This window comes from uncultured Campylobacter sp. (assembly GCF_938045345.1).
Taxonomy (GTDB): Bacteria; Campylobacterota; Campylobacteria; order Campylobacterales; family Campylobacteraceae; genus Campylobacter_B.
On sequence record NZ_CALIMS010000004.1, the window covers coordinates 40,078 to 59,581 of the forward strand.

A 19,504-nucleotide genomic window follows, 5' to 3' on the forward strand; every position below is an offset into this window, starting at 1 on the left:
TTTAAATTTAGCCGCGCCTGCGGGCTAAATTTCAGTCGCTTGCAAGCTCATTTTTTTAAAAATTTTAAAATTTCGCTTGGCACCAGGTGCGAAACATCGCCGCCGTGGCTTAGAACGGAGCGGACAATCGAGCTTGAGATGAAGGCGTTTTTGAGCGTCGGCATCAAATACACGCTCTCAAATTCCTCCCATAGCGAGGCGTTTGCATAGCCGATCTGCAGCTCGTACTCAAAGTCGCTAACCGCGCGGAGTCCACGGATAACGAAGCGCACGCCGCAAGATTTAGCAAAATCCACGAGTAGATTATCAAAGCTTTGCACGCTCACGCCACGAAGCCCGCGTGTCGCGGCTCGCGCCATCTCTAGTCTGGATTTTAGGCTGAAGTAGGGCTTTTTGCTCTCGTTTAGCGCGACTGCGACGATGACTTCATCAAAAAGCCCTAGCGCACGCTTGATGACGTCCAGATGGCCGTTCGTGATAGGATCGAAAGTGCCCGGATAGATACATTTTCTTGAGTTTTGCATTATTGCCACCTCTTAAACAGCTCGTTTTGCACGCCCAGCGCGTCGCACCACTTGCCGATTATGAAATTTTTTAAATTTTGCACGCCGCAGTAGCCTGCGATCACGGGCGGAGCGATGATGACGCCTAGCGCGGCTAGCTCGCTCATTTGTCGCAGGCTGATCGCAGAAAGCGGCATCTCACGCACGCCAAGAACTAGCCGCTTTTGCTCTTTTAGCGCGACTGCGGCGGCGCGCGTGCTTAGGCTGTCGCAAAGCCCGCCGTAAATTTTAGCCAAAGAGCCGATAGAGCAGGGCGCAAAGATCACTGCATCAATGCCAAAGGAGCCTGAAGCGGGCGGCGCACCCAGATCGGTATCGGGATAAAATTTTACACTCATAAATTCCGTGGATTTTAAGACCTCGTCCGCGTCTATGCCGCTTTCAGCGCGTAGAACGCGGCGCGCGCCCTGCGTAAGCACGGCGTGAATTTCATGCGGTGAGCTGGCAAGAAATTTAAGCAGATCAAGCCCGATCTCGCAAAAACTGGCGCCGCTTACGCAAACTAAAATTTTCATTTCAAGGCTTTCATATCGAAATTTTGTGGTTTAAAAACAAACGCGGCGGAAGGAATTTTAAAATTTGAAGTTAAGATGGAGCGGGAAACGAGAGTCGAACTCGCGACATCAACCATGGCAAGGTTGCGCTCTACCACTGAGCTATTCCCGCATGCGATAAAAATAAAGCGCGATTGTAGCCTATAAATTTTCATTTGTCAATAATTTCTCGCTTAAATTTCATAAATTTTTACGATTTCTCCAGCGAGAACTTTGTCGCATTCGGGATCAGCCAAGAAAAAATGCGATGCCGCAGCCAGCGGTCTGATGCGCCCAGAAGGCGACGGCATAGGCGTAAAAACTCCGCCTTCATATGCGCCTACGGTTAAATTTACTCTGCCGCTTTTTAGCTTCAGATCGCTTGCGAGCTTGGCATAGATCGCCGCTTCTGCGCTAAAAGCCTCGCTTGCGCCGCTAAGCTTAAATAGGATCGGCAGTATGACTGCGCGCGTAAGCACGAAAGCAGCCATTGGATTGCCTGCCATTGCAAAGACGAATTTGCCGTCTTTTGCGAAGCACTTGCTGGGACGGCCGGGCTTGATATCAATGTGATCAAAAACCTGCAAAAATCCAAGTTCACTCATAGCGCTTTGCATAAAATCCGCCTCCCCAGCGCTTGCTCCACCGCTGGTAATTAGCACGTCAAATTTACGCGTAGCAGTATCTAGCGCCTCGCAAACCGCGCTAAAATCATCCTTTAAAATTCCTAAATACTCGTTTTCAAAGCCGTATTTTTGCAGCAATGCAGCAATACCGCTAGAGTTGGCGTTATAAATTTCGCGCTCGCTTGCGCTCTGCCACGGCTCTTTTAGCTCGTTTCCACTGGAAAATAGGGCGATTTTAGGACGCGCGTAAACGCTTACTTCGTAAATTCCTTGCGCGGCAAGAAGCATGATTTTGGCAGGGTTTAAAATTTCGCCACGGCGCAATAAAAGCTCGCCCGCGCGCACCTCCTCGCCTTTTTTACGAAAGCCGTCGTGGGCATGAACGGAAGCAGGGATTTTTAGAGTTCCACCTTGCGCGTCTACATCCTCTAGCCTCGCGACAGAGTCCGCGCCTGCAGGCATTGGCGCGCCGGTCATTATCTTTTGCGCTTGCGCAGCCTTGATTTCGTAGAATTTCTCATCTCCCGCAAAAATCGTAGGCTTTACGATCTTTAGCTTTTCGTCTTTGAATTCCGCCGCGTAGGCATAGCCGTCAAGCGCCGAATTATCGAAGCAGGGTAGGTTTTTAAGCGCTGAAATATCGCTAGAAAGGATGCGGTCTAGAGCGCTGGGAAGAGGCACCATTTCGCTCCGCCTGCTTGATGTGATTCTAGCCGTAGCCAAATCTATAGCCTCATTTATTCCTATCATTTTAAGTCCTTTTTATCATTTTTATATTTAAAATTCGCATAGTAAAGACCTCGTGTAGCCTTAAATTTTATGTTGCGCCAAAGCTTGAAAAGCAAAATTTACCCAAATAAATGCGCAAAATTTCACGGGCTCAAACTTGCCTTATTTTAATGCGAGCGTTGCTTAAAATTTCAAAGCATATCACTCATAAAATTCCATTTTGCTTGCTTGCGCAAGATTTTTATTCCGAAGTCTTCATTCCTCAAGCCTCTGTATGTCCGCGCCAAGCGCACCAAGCTTAGCCTCTAGTCTCTCGTAGCCGCGATCCAGGTGGTAAATTCTATGTATTTTGCTCTCGCCGTGCGCTGCAAGGGCGGCTAAAACGAGAGCTGAGCTGGCGCGCAGATCGGTCGCCATAACGTCCGCGCCGTTTAGCTTGCCGCCGCTAATCGTCGCGATGTGTCCGTTTAAACGGATATCCGCGCCCATTCTTGAGAGTTCGCTAACGTGCATGAAGCGGTTTTCAAAAAGCCTCTCGTCGATGGTGCTGACGCCCGAGGCGATGCATGCTAGCGCCATAAACTGCGCCTGCATATCGGTAGGAAAGCCCGGATATTCGCTCGTTATAATCTCTACTGGTTTGATCTTTGAGGCGGGCAGGATCGTTATTTCGTCGTCACCGTTTGAAATTTCAAATTTAAAGCCCATATCTTCAAATTTTGCAAGCACGGCGCCAAGATGAGCCGCGCAAGCGTGCGTGATCGTGATACGAGAGCCCGTGATCGCGCCTGCGCACAGATAGGTGCCCGCCTCGATGCGATCGGGAATAATCGAAATTTCGTTCAAACTTAAAAGCTCACCGCCGCTTCCTTTAATGAGGATCTCGTTCGTGCCGATGCCCTCTATGTCGATGCCTGCGCTTTTTAATGCGTTGCAAACGGCGATTACTTCGGGTTCTTTTGCCGCGTTTATGATATGAGTGGTGCCGCCTGCTAAGGCCGCCGCCATTACGATATTTTCAGTGCCGGTGACGGTAATTTTGTCAAAATTTATAGTCGCGCCCTTAAGCCCCTTTTTTGCGGTGCAAACGACGTAACCTTGCTCGATCTTAACCTCCGCGCCCATCTTTTCAAGCGCGCTAAGGTGTAGATCGATCGGTCTTGCGCCGATCGCGCAGCCCCCCGGAAGGCTTACCTCGCAGTGTCTAAACCGCGCTAAAAGCGGCCCCAGCACCAGGATCGAAGCTCGCATTTTACGTACTATGTCGTAGATCGCTTTGGTCGAGTTTACCTCGCGCGGATCGATTTTGGTGATATTGGCGTCAAGAAACTCGCACTTTGCGCCTAAATTTGAAAGCAGCTGAATTAGCGTGTGGATATCGGAAACTGCAGGTAAATTTTTAATTACGACTTCGTTTTTTGAAAGGATAGATAGGGCTATGAGCGGCAATGCGGCGTTTTTTGCGCCGCTTATTTTAATGCTGCCGCTTAGTTTTTTGCCCCCGTTAATTCGTAGATAATGCATGATTTCTCCGTGTAAAATTTCGACGATTATACAGAATTTAGCTTTAAAGTTACCATTTTGTTACCACTGAGCGCTAAAATTACGCCCAAATTTAATCGTTACATAATTTTATAAGGATTTTTTATATGAAACAACTAATTATTTGCGCTTTGGGTGCGTTTTTGCTGGTCGGTTGCTCCTCAAAAGCCCCGTCTGCTGGCAGCCAGCAAGCGTATGTCTTAAACGATCATGAAGAAGGAATAACTTCGGTGCCAGGAAGCGAGTTTAATCGCCCGCTAATCGCATCTGTAGACGATTACACTGGCACTCGCGCAGGAGGGGACTGCAGCGGATTTATCACCGTGCTAAATGATAAATACGATGATCTATTTTTTAACTCAAAAGATCTGCCGAAATATTTCACAAACGGACGCAAATCCCAAGCAATATATAATTATTACAGCCGTAGAAATTTACTCAGCAATACGCCGCGAGTGGGGGATTTGGTGTTTTTTCAAAACACCTTGCGTTCTAACAAAGGCAAGGTCAATAACGAAATCAGTCATATCGGTATCGTGCGCGAAATCTATGCCGACGGTCGCGTGAAATTCGTCCACAATACTCGTGGTAGAAATCAAGCGGACTTCGTAAATTTAAATAAGAAAAACGTCCACGTAGCGGGGCAAAAGATGGAAAATAGCTATATCGTGCGCTGCGGTAAAGACCGCATAAGCTGCCTAGCATCAAACCGCTTCGCAGGATATGGACGGGTGAATAACTAGAATTTTGAAAATTCTTTCGCCGTATTTTTTGAAAAATTTCTTATAACTTTTGAATTGGGATTTGTTAGATTTTATAGAATTTTGTTAGACCTTTTAAAAATTCGCGGCGGTTTGATTTAGGCTCTAAAATTTCAAGTAAAATTTTGCAGATAATTTAGCTTGGAATTCTAGCTATGACTTGCTTTATAGAATTTATTAAATTCCTAAAATTCTAATCAAATTTTAAAATTTTTATGGCTTTTAAACTCCTGCAGCAAAAACTTATGAATAAAAACTCACTTTGATGCTGTTATGGCAAATCAAATTAGCATTTTTAACGCGTAATTATATATAACAAGCATTTAATAAAATATTACTCTAAAAATTTATTTTGAAATTAATTTGAACTCAAATTTTTGTTATTTCTAGTGAAATTATACTTATAATTTTACATAAAATTCTACAAAGTAGCTTTATATAACTGAAATTTTATCGTCATTAAATTTACAGCGTGTTTGCTTTTTAATTTACGTCGGATAAACTCTATGAATTCCGTAAAGTTTTAAAAAAGATTTACGATCTAAATTTTATTAAGGAAATTTTAGTTTAAAGTTTTATATCTAAATTTTAAATTTTAGCGCAGCTATTTTGATAAGGCGCTTGCAATTAAAACTATTCGCCGAAATTTTGATGCTAGCTTATTTATAATTTATCTCGAGCCTATAAAATTACACGACGCCTTTAATTTAATCAAAATTTCGCTACTATGCGTGAAAAATTTAAGGAGTTTCATGCAATCAGGCAAATTTACGCTCGCGATCATTGTGGCGAATGTCCTATTTTTCGTGATTTCATTCGCATTAGAATATTTTTTTGGCTTTAAGTCCTATCTATTTTTTGGGCTCAATCCATATTTTTTCGAAGGGATGCCGTGGCAGCTACTAAGTTCATTTTTTATGCACGGCGGAGTGATGCATCTAGTGATGAATATGGCGGTTTTATATCAATTTGGTGGGATTTTAGAGCGAGCGTTCGGTGGGATAAAATTTACGCTACTTTACATCGTAGGCGGGCTGCTGAGCGGCGCTTTGTGCCTGATTTATATCCGTTATGCCATGAACATGGGAGAAATCGTCAATATCGTAGGCGCTAGCGGCGCTATTTGCGTGCTTTTAGGCGTGATTGCTTATTTTGATGAACGCAATGCGGGTGGGATTTTTGTCGCGATTTTGATAATGAGCTTTGCACCGATGCTAATGGGCATAAATGTGGCGTGGTATGCGCACATAGCGGGATTTGTGGTCGGTTATGGCTTTGGAATGATCCAGAAAAAATTTAGAATTTTATAGAATTTAACGCTAAATTTTACATAAAATTTTGTGAAAGGATGCAGATGAAACGGATATATTTTATAAGACATGCCGAGGCGCAAAGCGGCAACGGAAGCGATTTTGAGCGGACATTAAGTCATGCGGGCGAACTTTGCGCAATTAAACTAGGAAAAAAGCTGCGTAGCTTGGGACTTACGCCTGATTTAATTATTACAAGCTCGGCTATACGCGCACTCCATACGGCGCAAATTATCGCTAATGCGTTGGATGCGATAAAAAGGGTAGCGTCATTGCGAGAGTTATACGACGCAAGCTTATGGGATTTGGCAAAGTTTGTTCGCAGCTTGGATGAGAAACGATTTTTTGGGTGCAGTGTGAATGTTGAAAAATACAATGCGGTTGGTCTGAGTAGCGAAAAACCTCGCGACGCAAACGCGGAAAATTCTGCTTTTAAGAGCGCTAAAATTCCCGCTAGCATTAGCGAAAATAATGCGCTATCTTGCAATGATGTGGAAATTTCTAGCACAGATGTTATGCGAAATTTTAACGCAGCTAGCGCGGAATGCGTATTTATCGTTGGACATAATCCGGCAATAGGCGGAATTTGCTCGCTTTTAGGCAAGAAGGAAGTCGATAAATTTCCTCCTTGCTCGATTTGCGGCTTAGAATTTAACATTCATAAATTCTCAGATATTACCGATCATAGCGGCAAAATGGTAATGTTACAACGCCCTTAATTACGCTTTTAACGCTTCATAATTACAATCGGGCGGCTGCATTTAAGGCTGCTTTTTGCCCGGCATTGTCATATACTCGCGAAATAAGACCATATGGCAAAATAGCAAATTGTTTTTGAGATAACTTTAAATTTTAAAAATTTCCAATGATGTGGCTTGCCTTGAAAATCGTAGACTAAATGAGTTAAAAAACTAAATTTTATATTTTTAGATAATCGAGCGCTAGCGCTTTTGCTTGAAATTTCATTTGCTTTGAAAAACCTTAAGTTTAGATTTTGCGAATGGAAATTTCGTGCCAAAATTTTCTCAAAAACATAAATTTATTGAGAAGAATAAAATTTATTAAGTAAAATTTAATAGTAGCCGTGGTATCATTCCCTAAAAATTTTGATAGGGAATTAAAATGAGACAGTACGAAACTTACAGATGCGACAAATGCGGCGCGGAGGTCGAGGTGCAAAAAGTAGGCGGCGGCGCGCTTAGCTGCTGCGGCGAGCCGATGAAATGTATCACCGAGGATCTGACGCAGGTAAATTTGATGAAAGCGTTTGCAGGCGAGTCTCAGGCGCGCAACAAATACGATCTTTACGGTGATTTAGCCAAAGAGGCGGGCTTTCACGCCATTGCGCGACATTTTTACGAGGCTGCCGAAAACGAAAAATGGCACGCCAGAGCCGAGCTAAAGGCACATCACGCGGTCGCAGGCATTCCGCTTGATAAAATGGATAAAAATCTGCTTGATGCCGCCGCTGGCGAGCGCTACGAGCACGAGAGCATGTATCCGAGCTTCGCTAAAATCGCGACTGAAGAGGGCAAAAAAGAGGTCGCGCGCCTTTTTAACGCTATCGGTAGGGTCGAGGAGGAGCACGAGCGCGAATACAACGAGCTTCAAAAGATCCTGCTAGAGGAGGGCTTTTTCGAGAGCTTTGATGAGGAAGTTTGGGTGTGCGAGGTCTGCGGGCACGTTCATCGCGGCAAGAAAGCTCCAGGCGCCTGTCCGCTTTGCAAGGCTCCGCGCGAGTATTTCAAAAAACAAAGGCTTGTCTGATTTGACGCTTGCGGCACAGCGTTTTTTGCGATAGTTTTTGAAGCCGTCGCAAATCTCGTTTATTGTCGCGAGCCGATCGCTTAAATCTCGACTTAAAATTTTGCGCGAGATTTCGTCTTTTTGCTCCTTTTTGCCGCGAATTCCGTGGCTAGACGAAATCTCGGGCTAAATTTATTTAGCCTAAACTCCTTTTCTTATCCCCCTAAGAAATGAAATCCTGCTCGCAAGAGCGGGATTTCTGTCGTAAAATAAATCTAAAATAAATCATGCCGATGATTTTATCTCTTTAAATTTTATTAGAAATTTCTATATGATTCCTGCGCTGTTTACAAAACAAGCTTCGCGTCGGTAAATTTTGCAGCAAACTTTGGTGGCAAATCTTTTGCATTTTTAAATTTTAAGGCGAATACGGTGCGATGAGAATTTGAAAGCAAATCAAACTATAAAATTTCGAGGGTTTAAATTTTAAATCAGAAATTCTATCCTTGTGAAATTTGCAGATAAATTTTTATATCCGCTACCTCTTAATATGTCGATTATCTTTTGCTTATAAAATCCTCGGATGAAATCCCGTATCGTCAAAATTTAAATGAAATTTTGCACTAAATTTATCTGGAATTTTAGGCAAAATCACATGAGAAAATCTAAAAAGTAAATTATTCTATATTCCAAAAGAGTAAAATTTTAGATTCTTTTGCGATCAAGCTCTAAGGCTCGCGCGTTAATTTTAAATTTTGCCGAGTTAATGAGTTAAATTCTAAAGTGTGAAGGTAAAATTTTGGGTTTTGTTATGCGAGTATGAAAAACAAATTTCAGAATTTTTCAAAGTAAAATTCTAATTTTTTAGAAAATAAATTTCATAAAAAACGATTTCAAAGTCGCATCAAAACGAGATTTAAAAAATCTCGCTCAAGCAAGCCTCGCGCCATCTCAAATTTTAAAATTTCACTCCTCGAATTCCTCCGCGACCTTTGCCGCAAGGCGCAGTTTGTCGCTGTCGAAGTGGGTGTAGATGCGCGAAGTATTGAGGCTCGCGTGGCCGAGGGCTTCTTGGACGAGCACGAGGTCCTTTTGCTTTTTGTAAAGCATCGTCGCGAAGGTATGGCGCAGCATGTGAGCGCCGTTTTTTTCCTTGCGGATGCCCGCGCTCATTAAAATTTTCTCCACGATGCCGCTGACGTAGGCCTGGGTAAGCGGCGCGCCGTTTTTGGTGACGAAAAGATAGCCCTCTTTGTTAGCGAAGTTCGTCTCCAGCGCGTTTAGATGCTCCTCGATCAGGTGGCGCTTGATCATTACGATGCGGTATTTATTGCCCTTGCCGCGGATTCGGATTACGAAAAGATCGCCCTCGGGCGCGATATCTTTGCGCTTGAGATTTATCGCCTCGCCCACGCGGATGCCGGTGTAGACGATGATTTTTACGATCAGGCGGTTGCGGTGGGCAAAGGAGGGAAACTCGCTTAGATTTATCGCGTCCAAAAACCGCTTCAGCTCCTCCTCGCTCATAAACTCCGGAAGCTTCGTGCCGCGGCTGCCGCTAACGCCGCCCCAGTGCTTAAGCTCGATGCCGTAGTTGTGCGAGGTGCCGTCCTGCTCGTTTTGGCGGTCGATGAAGCCGAAAAAATTTATCACGGCGATGCGGTAGTTTTTTTTGCTTGCATCGCTCAGTCCGCCCGTAATCGAGGCTAAAATTTCGCTCAAAAGCTCCTCATCGATATTTTTCATACTCTCAAGGCCGTACTCTACTATCGCTTCGTAAAATTTTTTAAGCGGATTAAAATAGGTGTTGATGCCGGTAAGGCCCGCGTTTCGAGCGTCTTTTGCGAGCCGCTCGAGTTCATTGATATTCGCGACCTCGTGATTTAGCGCCAGGCTTGCGCGGCGAAACAGCGCGTCGTTTTTCAGCTCCTTATTCGATAGCGCGCTTAGCTTGTAGCGCACGAATTTTACGAGCCAAAACAGCAGCGATTTTTCAAAGCTATCCTTATAATCGAGCGGGAATTTCATTTGCTCTCCTCGCTGTCGCCGAAGATCACAAAAGGCAGCATCAGCGTGTTTTTGATGAGATTATACGGCGTTTTTAGCACGTCGGTCGCAACGCCGGTCGAGTAGGTGGGTTTTTTCGTTGTGCCGCGAATCTCGATGATCGTTGAGATCGTGTTGTTTTCGCCCAAGATGATATGATTTAGCAGCGGGATTTTTGAGATTATCGAGCTTGCGTCTTTGAGGTATTTAAGCTCCAGATCGATATTTAGCGCACCGCTTTTCATATCCACTTCGCCGTTACCTGCGATGTCTGCGCTACTGCCGGTAAAGTTCATCGCGTTTATATAAATTTTATCGCCGCTGCGGCGGAAGTAAATTTTACCCTTCTGCACGCTAAAGCCGCGATCGTTGAAATCAGGCGTCTTAAACGTAAGTAGCGACGGCACGGAGTTTATAAAGCTAAGCAGCCTTTGATAGATGATGTAGTCCTTCAGATAGGTGTTTTGCACGTTGATCTCGCCGCGATAGTTGCGCGGATCGATGCCGCTTGCTTTTAGCGTAAATACCCCTCCGTCGAAGCTCTGCGAGCCTAGGAACTGATTGAGCGCCTCGCCGCTGATGTTTTGCGCAAAAATTTGAAGCAAGCTCTTTTTAAAGATCAACTTCACGTCGCCGCGTTTGAAATTCGCGTTTAGGTTCATATTTTTGCCGTCCAGCACGCCGTTAAAGTGCGTAAATTTTAGCGTCTTATTAAGATCGGATAGCACGATGGAAGAGTTTTGCCCGCTGAAATTTATCGGCGAGCGCTCCTTCGTGCCGCTATTAAACTCGCTGGTTTGCACGCTTGTATTGATCGCGACGTCCACGTCTTTTAGAGCGACGAAGTTGCCGCCTTTGTTGATTTTGAGAGAAATTTTACCGCTTCCGCTAGAGCCGTCCAGATCGCCTCCGCGCACCCGAAGCGCGAAAGAGTCGTTTTTATAATGGCTTCCGTCCTTGTTCAGCAGACCGAAATCAAAGATGAGATTGTTGCTGCTGATATCCAAATTTGTAAAATCGCTGGTTAAAATTTTAAGGTCTCCACCGCTAATGCCCGCGTTTTTAAGCGTCTTAGAAAAGGGCAAAATTCCGCTAATATCGGGCGAGCTAATCTCGATCCGCTCGCCGAAGCTCATCTTTGCGCCTAAAAATTGCGAGCTCAGCACTGGCGCTTTGCCGCTAAAATCAAGGCTCATATTATCTCGCGCGTCGCCAAATTTTAAAATTTCTTTGCCGTTCGGGGAGAGATTAAAGCTATGGATTATGCCGTTAAATTTAGCTTTGCGCGTGGCGATGTCGATACTGCCGCTTGCCGTGGCGTTAAAAATTTCATTTTGCAGGTTCGCGTCTTTGATATCGATTTTTTTCTCGGTGATGTGCACCCGCGCGGCTTTGGAGTGAAATTTTGCCTTTGAGATCATCAGATCGGCATCTTTTAGCGTTACGTTCGCATCGACCTTGGCGCTTTCCTTTTCGACATCCACGTCTATCAGCACGCGCGCATCGATCCCGCCGCTTAGCGGATATACGGGCTCGTTTATGCCGTAGCTTTGCAAAATATCTACAAGGTCCTTGCCCAAGCTCTCTTTAGTCCGCAGATCCAGATATACGATCGGTCTTTCTTCAAAAAGACCGCCGATACGCACGCCGCTTCCCTCCAGGCTTTTGCCTTTAAATTTAGGCTCGTTCAGCGTGAAGCTTAGATAATCGTTTTTGAGCGTGATGTTTGCGTCTTTTACCGTTACGGCTTCGATTTGCGGCTGAAATTTTATCGTAAGATCCTGCGCGTAGGCCGTGGCGCTGACGTTTTCGGCGATCGGGCGCGGATCTTTCAGATCAATTTTGGCGTGGAGGTTTTCGATATAGTAGTTTTGCGCGACCGCCTTGCCGTAGATCCACTCATTCGCAAGAGGATTTAGCCCCGTAAGCGCGCCCAGCTCATTCATAAAATTTTTCAGACTCAAGGCCGAAGCGCGGTTTATCTCGATATTTAACTCCGAGCCGATATTGTGCACGTCAAGCTCGCCCGCGATCTCGTGCGAAGCGAAGGTGCCGTTAAAATCATACGTATCGGCTCTGAAATTTGCTCGTGCCGTGCCGTGCAGAGTGAGATTAAAATCATTTAGCTCAAGCTCGATCGGATCGAAGTTCAGCCCGTTTGCGCTCGGCATGATCTTTGAGCTTAGCCTAAAAAACTGCGTGTCGGCGTAAAAAACGTCGCTTTTGTATTTTAGTTTCAGGCTTTCGCCTTTTATTTTCATATTGTCTACGTCGATCTCTTCAAAAAAGGAGTTGATGAGCGAGATTTTTTTGCTAAATTCTAAAATTTTCTCGCTTTGCGTGCGCAGATCGGTGGAATTTTGCTCTAAATTTTGTGTATTATTTTGCGTAATTTCAAGATTTTTGATACGCAGCACGAGACTTTTATTTAGCTTGAGATAAAACCCCTCAAGCTTTGCAAAGCCCACGTCCAGCTGCGAAATCGCAATACCGTGCTTTAGGCCTACCGCACAGATTATAAAAAGTATGGTTATGCACAAAAAAAATCTAGCCAAAGTTCTAAACATCATCGCCTCATTAAAAAACTCCGCCCCAAAATCAAATCGGGCGTGCCGAAAAACTGCGCTTATAATATGAAATTTATTCAAAATTTTGGCTTATTTGCCTATAATTTCAGCTAAATTTTGAAAGGAACGCATGAAATTCTTTATAAAGCTCATCAAAGCGGCGTGCATTTGTATCGAGCTTGCGGCTATCGTGCTTTTAGCCGTGGGCTTTGATCTACACGAGCGCGTCGGCAACGCGGCAACCGTGCAGATAGGACAAGGCAGCTCAACCAAAATTTTATCGCAACTCTCTAAGAGCTATCCTAAATTTAGCAAATTCGACGCGAGGTTGCTTTCTTTTTACGGCGGCGCAAAAACCGGCGAGCTGGAGCTTAGCGGCGAAAATTTGCCCAAATATCAATTTTTGTATGAGCTAAGCGTCGCAAAGCCCGTGATGAACGAGATCAAGCTGATCCCAGGAGAAACGACGATCGTGTTTTTAAAACAGCTTGCAAAAGATCGCGGGCTAAGCTTTAGCGAGCTTGAGCGCGAATACAACGCCACGGCGCCGTTTTACGAGGGTTTTCTGGTGCCTGAAACCTACAAAATTAGCAAAAACGAAAGCGAAAAAAATATCATCGATCATCTCATCTCAAGCGCGCAAAAATTCCACGAAGACTTGTCGCGCGAGCTTAGCGGCGACTATAACGCCACGGCGTGGAAGCAGGTGCTGATCAAGGCCTCGGTCATTCAAAAAGAGGCCGCAAACGCAGATGAAATGCCCCTCGTAGCCTCCGTCATCGACAACCGCTTAGCCAAAAATATGCGCCTTCAGATGGACGGCACGCTGAATTACGGCGAGTTTTCGCACGTCAAAATCACTCCGCAGCGCATCCGCACCGACACCAGCCACTACAACACCTACCTCAACGACGGACTTCCCAAAGAGCCCGTGTGCGTAGTCTCTCGCGATGCGATACGCGCCGTTTTCGCGCCCGCAAAGAGCGAGTATCTGTATTTTATGCGAAATAAAAAGACGGGGCTTCACGATTTTGCGCGCACGCAAGCCGAGCACGAGCGCAACGTAAAGGCGCAGAGGTAAAATTTAAGTCCGTTTCGGTATTAAATTTAAAAACGAGATTTCGTCTTTAAATTTTAAAATTTAAACCCCGCAATTATAAAAATGCGGGCCGATATTTGGGAGATAACAATGAAAATAGCGATATTTGGCGCGGGAAACATCGGCGCAGCGGTAGCGAACGATCTTATCGTAAGTGATTCTTTGAGCCAAAAGATAGATAGCATCGTGCTTGTGGATGCTGTAGAGCGGATCGCGCGCGGCAAGGCACTCGATCTAGCCCATACGGCGGCGGTCTATGAGCGCGACCTGCGCATAAGCGGCAGCACGGAGCCCGGCGACATAGCGGAGGCAGGCATCGTCGTGATCACGGCGGGGCACGCAAGAAAGGCGGGGCAGAGCAGGGAGGAGCTATTTGGCAGCAACGCCGCCATCGTCGCGCAATGCGCGCGAGATGCCGCAAAATACGCGCCTAGCTCCATTATCGTCGTCGTTACCAATCCGCTTGATATGATGGTCTATGCGGCGCTGCAGGCTAGCGGGTTTGCGAAAGAGCGCGTCATCGGCATGGCGGGCGAGCTAGACGGCGCGCGGCTTAAATTTGAACTCGCGCGAGCGAGCGGCAAGGAAATTTCATCGATGAGAAGCGCGATCGTGGGCCCGCATAGCGAAGAGATGATCGCGCTTAAAAACGAGCTGGGATTTGAAATTTCGGATGAAATTTTCGAGCGCGCGATGCAAAATACCAAACGCGCCGGCGCGCAGATCGGCGAGCTGCTGGGCACGTCGGCGTATTTGGCGCCCGCTGCTGGGATCGTAAAGATCATAAAATATATCCTTTTTGATACCTGCGGCACGCTCGCCTGCTGCGTCGCGGATAGATCGGGAGTGCCTTTGGGGCGCTTCGTAAGCGTCGGTAAAATGGGTGCGATAGAGAGAAATTTCGCCTACTCGGGCGAGTTTTACGAGCAGCTTGAACGGATGCGTGAGCGGATAGCGGAACTGAAGTTTTAGTGGAAATAAAGCGAATTCGACGCGATGCGGAATTTACAGAGCTAAAATTTTAAAGCGCAGAATTCTTGCGATAGAATTTGCAGCATCAAATTTCACTTTGGTAAGAAATTTAAGCTCGCGGAATTGTGTAGCGTAAAATTTCATTCGCTGCGGAATTTTAAAATTTGCGCAATTTTGCCCGCTGTGAAATTTCATAGATTAAAATTTTACTTTGGCGCAGAATTTTGCGTGACGTAAAATTTTTAAACGCCACAAAATTTTAAAATTTAAACTCTGCAAAATTTAAAAACGAGAGGACTTTAATGCGATCAAAGCGGGCTTGCGCCGCAAAATTTCAAATTTTAAATCGCGAGGCGGTATTTAGTGCAGATTTTGATAAATTAAGGAGAAAATATGAGCGAAAATGAGAGCCAGCGCGCCGTCTGGACGGATGAGGGCCGCTGTAAGGCGTGCAACATCTGCGTAAGCGTCTGTCCTAGCGGCGCGATTGCGATGAGACAGGACGAGGGCGCCGTGCAAGGCATGATGATCGACGTGGTGGATGAGGGCGCCTGTATCGGCTGTAGGGAGTGCGAGTTGCACTGCCCTGATTTTGCGATTTTCGTTGCGCCCAAAGGCTTTAAATTCGCTCGTCTAAGCTCGCAGGCTAGAGAGATGGCTGAAAAAATCAAAAACAATAATTTTATGAAACCCAAGGACGCATAATGAAAGAGGTAATTTCCACAGGCAACGCCTTAATTGCGCGCGCAGCGATTGATTGCGGCTGTAATTTTTTTGGCGGCTATCCGATCACGCCAAGCAGCGAGATCGCGCACGAGATGAGTCGCTTGCTACCTAAGGTCGGAGGTAAATTTATCCAGATGGAGGATGAAATTTCGGGCATTTCTGTAGCTTTAGGCGCGTCTATGAGCGGTGCGAAGGCGATGACGGCAAGCTCCGGTCCTGGAATTTCGCTAAAATCAGAGCAGATTGGACTTAGCTTTATCGCTGAAATTCCGCTTTTAATCGTAAATGTTATGCGCGGAGGTCCTAGCACCGGGCTTCCTACGCGAGTGGCGCAGGGCGATATTTTGCAAGCTCGCAATCCCACTCACGGTGATTTTCAAAGCATCGCGCTGTGCCCGGGCTCACTAAAGGAGGCTTATACGCAAACCGTGCGCGCCTTCAATTTAGCCGAGCGGTTTATGACGCCGGTATTTTTGCTACTTGATGAGACGCTTGGGCATATGCAGGCTAAGGCGATGCTGCCTGAAATTTCGGATCTAAAAATCGAGCGTAGGGTGGAATTTAAAGGTAGTCCGAAAGATTATGAGCCCTACGACGCTGCACCCGATAAGCCTGCGGTGCTAAATCCATTTTTTAGGGGATATCACTATCACATAACGGGGCTGCATCACGGCGCGAAGGGCTTTCCAACCGAAAACGAGCAGATCGTGGATCGCTCTATAAAAAGGCTTTTTAATAAAATTTCGGCGCATGAAGATGAGATCGTGCAATATGAGGAATTTATGCTAGATGACGCTGATGCTTGCATCATCGCCTATGGCAGCGTTAGCCTGGCAGCAAAAGACGCGATTTTAAAGCTACGGGGGCAAGGCGTGCGTGTGGGGCTTTTCCGCCCGATCACGCTGTGGCCAAGCCCTGCGCGCAAGCTAAGGGAGCTAGGGGAGAGATTTAATAAAATTTTAATCGCCGAGCTAAATTTAGGGCAGTATCTGCTAGAGGTGCAACGCGCTTGCTTGAGGGATGATTTTAAGACGCTTCTTAAGGCAAACGGCAGACCGATCAGCCCTAGCGAGATTATCGAGAAAGTAAAGGAGCTTTAAATGGCGTTTGATTACGACAAATATCTAAGAACGGACAAGATGCCTACGCTTTGGTGCTGGGGCTGCGGCGACGGAGTAATCTTAAAAGCGATCATCCGCGCGATTGACCGCATAGGCTGGAGCATGGACGATGTGTGCGTGGTAAGCGGTATCGGCTGTAGTGGCAGGATGTCGAGTTACATAGACTGCAATACCGTCCATACGACGCACGGACGCGCGATAGCTTATGCTACGGGTATCAAGCTTGCAAATCCAGGCAAACACGTAATCGTAGTCACTGGCGATGGCGATGGGCTTGCGATAGGGGGCAATCACACGATCCATGGATGCCGCCGCAATATCGATCTAAATCATATCTTAGTAAACAATTTCATCTACGGGCTTACAAACTCGCAGACGAGTCCTACGACACCGCGCGGGTTTTGGACGGTTACGGCACAATACGGCAATGTCGATCCCAGCTTTGATGCGGCGAAACTTGCGATCGCTGCCGGAGCAACTTTTGTCGGACGCGAGAGCGTGACAAATCCCGAAAAAATCGAGCGACTTCTAGCCAAGGGCTTTGAGCACGAGGGTTATAGTTTTTTTGATATTTTTAGCAATTGCCACGTAAATTTGGGTCGTAAAAATAAAATGAGCGAGGCAGTGCAAATGCTAAAGTGGCTTGATTCGCGCACGATTTCCAAAGCAAAATTTGACGCTCTTAGCGAGGATGAGCGTGCAGGGCTATTTCCGCTTGGGGTTTTACATGAAGATAATGAGCATACCGAATACACAAAGGCGTATCAAAAGGTGATAGACGCGGCACAAAGCGGCGAAGCGATAAATTTTGAAGGACTAAGATGAATCAATTAAGATTTGTGGGAGTGGGCGGTCAAGGCGTGATCTTAGCAGGTGAGATTCTAGCTGCGGCAAAGATCGCGCACGGTGGCTATGGAATCAAGGCATCTACGTATACCTCTCAGGTACGCGGCGGACCTACGAAAGTGGATATTATCTTAAGCGATGAAGAAATTCTATATCCTTACGCAAGCGAGGGCGAGATCGATTTCATGCTCGCAACGGCGCAGAGTAGCTACGATGCTTTCAAAAACGGCGTGAAAAAAGGCGGCGTGATCGTAATCGAGCCGAATTTAGTAGCACCGAGCGATGAGGATAGGATAAACTTTAAAATTTATGAAATTCCAATTATCACCATCGCAAAATACGAAGTCGGAAATGTCATCACTCAAAGTGTCGTGGCTCTAGCGATCGCAGTAGAGCTTAGCCGCTGTATGGACTCAGGGCTCGTAAAAGAGCAAATGCTCCGCTCTGTGCCTGAAAAAACCCGTGCGCTAAATGAAAAGGCGTATGATTTGGGGATAAAATACGCAAGAGAGTTTGGGTAAATTTAAAGACTCGGATAGAATTTGGGATTAAATTTAGATAGGGTATCTGATATGTTTTAATCTTGCGATAAATTCTATTTAGTGCTCTTTATTTCTTTATACAATATTCTATTTGGGTATCTTAAAATTTGTATTTATAGATTTTAGCGGTTTTCTTCGCAACTACTTTAAAACTATGTGATTGAATTTTTATCGCCCTTAATCTATCTTGCAATTTACATAATAATTATTGACTATTTGTCCAAATGTCTTTATATAGCCCTCGTAATTGTTATTATCTAAAATATATCTTATATAGTTGTATACCTCTTCCTTAAAATTATTAACACCATAACTGCCGTAGTGTAGAACCTTATTATGGTATTCTTCATAGTTATCGTAAGAGCCGTAAAATGAAATTTTTCTATATTCTATACAACTTCTCTTATTGATAAAACTATCCTTTGCGTAGATATCCACAAGGTCCTCGTCGGCGCTTAGAACCGCGAAAGCTTGTCTAATGGGTATATCCACATATTGTTCTGTTGGTTTACCATCCTCCCATTTGCCCCCTTTAACGATGTCGTTCGTAGCCTCTTTTATGGTGTAATATTTCTTTAAAGCTTCGAAAGGCTCTAGCCTCTCAACTGAAACGTTTTCTATCAGTCCGCCACCCTCAAAATACTGATGTTTCGATATAACCGCGGTTTTATTTACGTCATTTTCGACCATTAATTTTAAGGTTCGCATTATCTCATCCGTAGTTGGGTTTTCTTCTATGATATAAAATTTAGGAGGTAATCCGCCTCTATCATCGCGCTGAACTCTATCAAGAAAGGTAGTGTCTAAGTATTTTTTTAAAATTGCATCGTCGCTAAAAGGAAATTTCATAACGAAAACGATTGAAAGCAGAGCTAATAGCGATAAAACGTACTTACGCTTTTTCAAATTTATCCCCTTAAAATTTTAAAATTTCAAGGGCGCAAATTTACAAAACTAGCGCCCTTTAAAATTTCATAGATTGCTTTAAATTTCGTGAATTAGCCGCTCTTAAATTTTAAACGTCGCGGTGAAATTTTAAAATTTCACCGCAAGCTTTGGGCGGCTTTAAATTTAACATACCGAGTTCTGTTAACATCCTGAGTTTGGCTGCACCCGCGTTTCGCTGCCCGTGTGGATCAGCAGAGACTTGCCGCGTCTAAATCTACACGGCGGATCGGCTTGCACGGATGAGTACTCCTTGCCGTTTAGCTTGTAGATGATATTGGAGCCTTGCACCGTTTTTTGGGAGTTTTGGATCGCATCTCCGGCGACCGCGCCCACTACCGCGCCGCCTACTAGCCCCACGGTCTCAGCTAAGCGTCTGCTGCTGCTATGTTTGCCGAGCTTATGCCCGATGACCGCGCCCGTAGTTCCGCCTGCGACGCCGCCTAAAATTTTACCAGTATTGCCCTCGGAGCGCTCTACGTTGATTTTGGCGGGCAGGACATCGACGATCTCGATCCGATCGCTCTGCCTCATGCGGTTCGTCTCGCTCGCGTCATAAACATCTCCGCCGTATCGATCCTGCGGAGTCGCGCAGCCACAAAGTGCGATCGCTGCGATCAAACATAATGTGAAATTCTTCATGTTTTCTCCTTTATAATGAGCTACGGGCGGCATTATACTATGGATTTTTATACGAGCGGTTAAGCGGCGGCGTTAAAATTTACCGGCTCGCTGCCGCTTAAAATTAGCTGGATACGAGGCATTGTGCCGTATCTGGACGCCTTATAAAATTTTTATTTCACTCAAAATTTATCTTATTTTGTTAGAAT

Annotated in this window: 19 protein-coding genes and 1 tRNA gene; 10 read left to right on the forward strand and 10 right to left on the reverse strand. The window is 45.4% G+C overall.

All coding sequences use genetic code 11. The features are described from left to right. Positions 1 to 47: 47 nt before the first annotated feature. The 5 genes from coaD to murA form a co-directional block, all read right to left on the reverse strand. Positions 48 to 524 carry a pantetheine-phosphate adenylyltransferase gene (gene coaD / locus Q0144_RS00505; protein ID WP_177387474.1) on the reverse strand — a complete coding sequence of 159 codons (477 nt, stop codon included), beginning with the start codon at positions 522 to 524 and terminating at the stop codon, positions 48 to 50. Next, a complete protein-coding gene (locus Q0144_RS00510; protein ID WP_298060862.1) occupies positions 524 to 1,078 on the reverse strand; it encodes a UbiX family flavin prenyltransferase in 555 nt (184 codons plus the stop codon). Before Q0144_RS00510 ends, coaD begins: the two co-directional genes overlap by 1 nt. Positions 1,079 to 1,154: 76 nt before the next feature. Next, positions 1,155 to 1,229 (reverse strand) — tRNA-Gly (locus Q0144_RS00515). 61 nt (positions 1,230 to 1,290) lie between these two features. Beyond that, the gene (locus tag Q0144_RS00520) at positions 1,291 to 2,472 is read right to left on the reverse strand and encodes a molybdopterin molybdotransferase MoeA (RefSeq protein WP_298060865.1); all 1,182 of its coding nucleotides are present in this window, start codon (positions 2,470 to 2,472) and stop codon (positions 1,291 to 1,293) included. A gap of 234 nt (positions 2,473 to 2,706) precedes the next feature. Next, the gene (gene murA / locus Q0144_RS00525) at positions 2,707 to 3,975 is read right to left on the reverse strand and encodes a UDP-N-acetylglucosamine 1-carboxyvinyltransferase (protein ID WP_298060867.1); all 1,269 of its coding nucleotides are present in this window, start codon (positions 3,973 to 3,975) and stop codon (positions 2,707 to 2,709) included. Between the two features lie 125 nt (positions 3,976 to 4,100). Here murA and Q0144_RS00530 point away from each other — a divergent pair, with 125 nt between their 5' ends. The 4 genes from Q0144_RS00530 to Q0144_RS00545 all read left to right on the forward strand — a co-directional run bounded on the left by Q0144_RS00530 (position 4,101) and on the right by Q0144_RS00545 (position 7,831). Next, entirely contained in the window at positions 4,101 to 4,736 is a 636-nt protein-coding gene (locus Q0144_RS00530; protein WP_297895564.1) for an NlpC/P60 family protein, read from the forward strand. Positions 4,737 to 5,506: 770 nt separating this feature from the next. Then, a complete protein-coding gene (locus Q0144_RS00535; protein ID WP_298060870.1) occupies positions 5,507 to 6,064 on the forward strand; it encodes a rhomboid family intramembrane serine protease in 558 nt (185 codons plus the stop codon). Positions 6,065 to 6,108: 44 nt separating this feature from the next. Beyond that, complete coding sequence (locus Q0144_RS00540) at positions 6,109 to 6,783, forward strand: histidine phosphatase family protein (RefSeq protein WP_298060872.1); 675 nt, start codon at positions 6,109 to 6,111, stop codon at positions 6,781 to 6,783. Between the two features lie 403 nt (positions 6,784 to 7,186). After that, positions 7,187 to 7,831: a ferritin family protein gene (locus tag Q0144_RS00545; protein WP_298060875.1), complete on the forward strand. Its 645-nt coding sequence runs from the start codon at positions 7,187 to 7,189 to the stop codon at positions 7,829 to 7,831. A gap of 945 nt (positions 7,832 to 8,776) precedes the next feature. Here the strand turns inward: Q0144_RS00545 and Q0144_RS00550 are convergent. Beyond that, positions 8,777 to 9,838: a tyrosine-type recombinase/integrase gene (locus Q0144_RS00550; protein ID WP_298060876.1), complete on the reverse strand. Its 1,062-nt coding sequence runs from the start codon at positions 9,836 to 9,838 to the stop codon at positions 8,777 to 8,779. Then, positions 9,835 to 12,426, reverse strand: coding sequence for an AsmA-like C-terminal domain-containing protein (locus Q0144_RS00555; RefSeq protein ID WP_298060878.1), 2,592 nt, complete (start codon positions 12,424 to 12,426; stop codon positions 9,835 to 9,837). The genes Q0144_RS00550 and Q0144_RS00555 overlap by 4 nt, the downstream gene beginning before the upstream one ends. Positions 12,427 to 12,553: 127 nt before the next feature. Between Q0144_RS00555 and mltG the strand changes: the two genes are divergently transcribed. Together mltG and Q0144_RS00565 are read left to right on the forward strand one after the other, a co-directional pair. Then, entirely contained in the window at positions 12,554 to 13,504 is a 951-nt protein-coding gene (gene mltG, locus Q0144_RS00560) for an endolytic transglycosylase MltG (protein WP_298060879.1), read from the forward strand. A 108-nt stretch (positions 13,505 to 13,612) separates the two neighbouring features. Next, on the forward strand, positions 13,613 to 14,494 hold the full coding sequence (locus tag Q0144_RS00565; RefSeq protein ID WP_298060881.1) for a malate dehydrogenase: 882 nt from the start codon (positions 13,613 to 13,615) through the stop codon (positions 14,492 to 14,494). Positions 14,495 to 14,527: 33 nt separating this feature from the next. Here the strand turns inward: Q0144_RS00565 and Q0144_RS00570 are convergent, their stop codons facing one another. Beyond that, complete coding sequence (locus tag Q0144_RS00570) at positions 14,528 to 14,689, reverse strand: hypothetical protein (RefSeq protein WP_297990369.1); 162 nt, start codon at positions 14,687 to 14,689, stop codon at positions 14,528 to 14,530. Between the two features lie 198 nt (positions 14,690 to 14,887). Here Q0144_RS00570 and Q0144_RS00575 point away from each other — a divergent pair, with 198 nt between their 5' ends. The 4 genes from Q0144_RS00575 to Q0144_RS00590 are packed head-to-tail and all read left to right on the forward strand — an operon-like array spanning position 14,888 to position 17,708. After that, a complete protein-coding gene (locus Q0144_RS00575; protein ID WP_297943095.1) occupies positions 14,888 to 15,199 on the forward strand; it encodes a 4Fe-4S binding protein in 312 nt (103 codons plus the stop codon). Next, the gene (locus Q0144_RS00580; RefSeq protein WP_298060882.1) at positions 15,199 to 16,320 is read left to right on the forward strand and encodes a 2-oxoglutarate synthase subunit alpha; all 1,122 of its coding nucleotides are present in this window, start codon (positions 15,199 to 15,201) and stop codon (positions 16,318 to 16,320) included. Before Q0144_RS00575 ends, Q0144_RS00580 begins: the two co-directional genes overlap by 1 nt. Then, positions 16,321 to 17,166, forward strand: coding sequence for a 2-oxoglutarate ferredoxin oxidoreductase subunit beta (locus tag Q0144_RS00585; RefSeq protein ID WP_298060883.1), 846 nt, complete (start codon positions 16,321 to 16,323; stop codon positions 17,164 to 17,166). It begins immediately after the preceding gene. After that, positions 17,163 to 17,708: a 2-oxoacid:acceptor oxidoreductase family protein gene (locus tag Q0144_RS00590; protein ID WP_298060884.1), complete on the forward strand. Its 546-nt coding sequence runs from the start codon at positions 17,163 to 17,165 to the stop codon at positions 17,706 to 17,708. The genes Q0144_RS00585 and Q0144_RS00590 overlap by 4 nt, the downstream gene beginning before the upstream one ends. A gap of 198 nt (positions 17,709 to 17,906) precedes the next feature. Here Q0144_RS00590 and Q0144_RS00595 read toward each other — a convergent pair whose 3' ends face one another. Together Q0144_RS00595 and Q0144_RS00600 are read right to left on the reverse strand one after the other, a co-directional pair. Next, positions 17,907 to 18,635: a hypothetical protein gene (locus Q0144_RS00595; RefSeq protein WP_298060885.1), complete on the reverse strand. Its 729-nt coding sequence runs from the start codon at positions 18,633 to 18,635 to the stop codon at positions 17,907 to 17,909. A 183-nt stretch (positions 18,636 to 18,818) separates the two neighbouring features. Continuing rightward, positions 18,819 to 19,316 (reverse strand): hypothetical protein, encoded by a 498-nt coding sequence (locus Q0144_RS00600; protein WP_298060886.1) that lies wholly within the window; start codon positions 19,314 to 19,316, stop codon positions 18,819 to 18,821. Positions 19,317 to 19,504 lie beyond the last annotated feature (188 nt).

Excerpts from the sequence above, each read along its gene's own strand:
- coaD (WP_177387474.1), bottom strand. The coding sequence starts at position 524 with ATGCAAAACTCAAGAAAATGTATCTATCCGGGCACTTTCGATCCTATC.
- Q0144_RS00510 (WP_298060862.1), bottom strand. The coding sequence starts at position 1,078 with ATGAAAATTTTAGTTTGCGTAAGCGGCGCCAGTTTTTGCGAGATCGGG.
- Q0144_RS00520 (WP_298060865.1), bottom strand. The coding sequence starts at position 2,472 with ATGATAGGAATAAATGAGGCTATAGATTTGGCTACGGCTAGAATCACA.
- murA (WP_298060867.1), bottom strand. The coding sequence starts at position 3,975 with ATGCATTATCTACGAATTAACGGGGGCAAAAAACTAAGCGGCAGCATT.
- Q0144_RS00530 (WP_297895564.1), top strand. The coding sequence starts at position 4,101 with ATGAAACAACTAATTATTTGCGCTTTGGGTGCGTTTTTGCTGGTCGGT.
- Q0144_RS00535 (WP_298060870.1), top strand. The coding sequence starts at position 5,507 with ATGCAATCAGGCAAATTTACGCTCGCGATCATTGTGGCGAATGTCCTA.
- Q0144_RS00540 (WP_298060872.1), top strand. The coding sequence starts at position 6,109 with ATGAAACGGATATATTTTATAAGACATGCCGAGGCGCAAAGCGGCAAC.
- Q0144_RS00545 (WP_298060875.1), top strand. The coding sequence starts at position 7,187 with ATGAGACAGTACGAAACTTACAGATGCGACAAATGCGGCGCGGAGGTC.
- Q0144_RS00550 (WP_298060876.1), bottom strand. The coding sequence starts at position 9,838 with ATGAAATTCCCGCTCGATTATAAGGATAGCTTTGAAAAATCGCTGCTG.
- Q0144_RS00555 (WP_298060878.1), bottom strand. The coding sequence starts at position 12,426 with ATGATGTTTAGAACTTTGGCTAGATTTTTTTTGTGCATAACCATACTT.
- mltG (WP_298060879.1), top strand. The coding sequence starts at position 12,554 with ATGAAATTCTTTATAAAGCTCATCAAAGCGGCGTGCATTTGTATCGAG.
- Q0144_RS00565 (WP_298060881.1), top strand. The coding sequence starts at position 13,613 with ATGAAAATAGCGATATTTGGCGCGGGAAACATCGGCGCAGCGGTAGCG.
- Q0144_RS00570 (WP_297990369.1), bottom strand. The coding sequence starts at position 14,689 with ATGAAATTTCACAGCGGGCAAAATTGCGCAAATTTTAAAATTCCGCAG.
- Q0144_RS00575 (WP_297943095.1), top strand. The coding sequence starts at position 14,888 with ATGAGCGAAAATGAGAGCCAGCGCGCCGTCTGGACGGATGAGGGCCGC.
- Q0144_RS00580 (WP_298060882.1), top strand. The coding sequence starts at position 15,199 with ATGAAAGAGGTAATTTCCACAGGCAACGCCTTAATTGCGCGCGCAGCG.
- Q0144_RS00585 (WP_298060883.1), top strand. The coding sequence starts at position 16,321 with ATGGCGTTTGATTACGACAAATATCTAAGAACGGACAAGATGCCTACG.
- Q0144_RS00590 (WP_298060884.1), top strand. The coding sequence starts at position 17,163 with ATGAATCAATTAAGATTTGTGGGAGTGGGCGGTCAAGGCGTGATCTTA.
- Q0144_RS00600 (WP_298060886.1), bottom strand. The coding sequence starts at position 19,316 with ATGAAGAATTTCACATTATGTTTGATCGCAGCGATCGCACTTTGTGGC.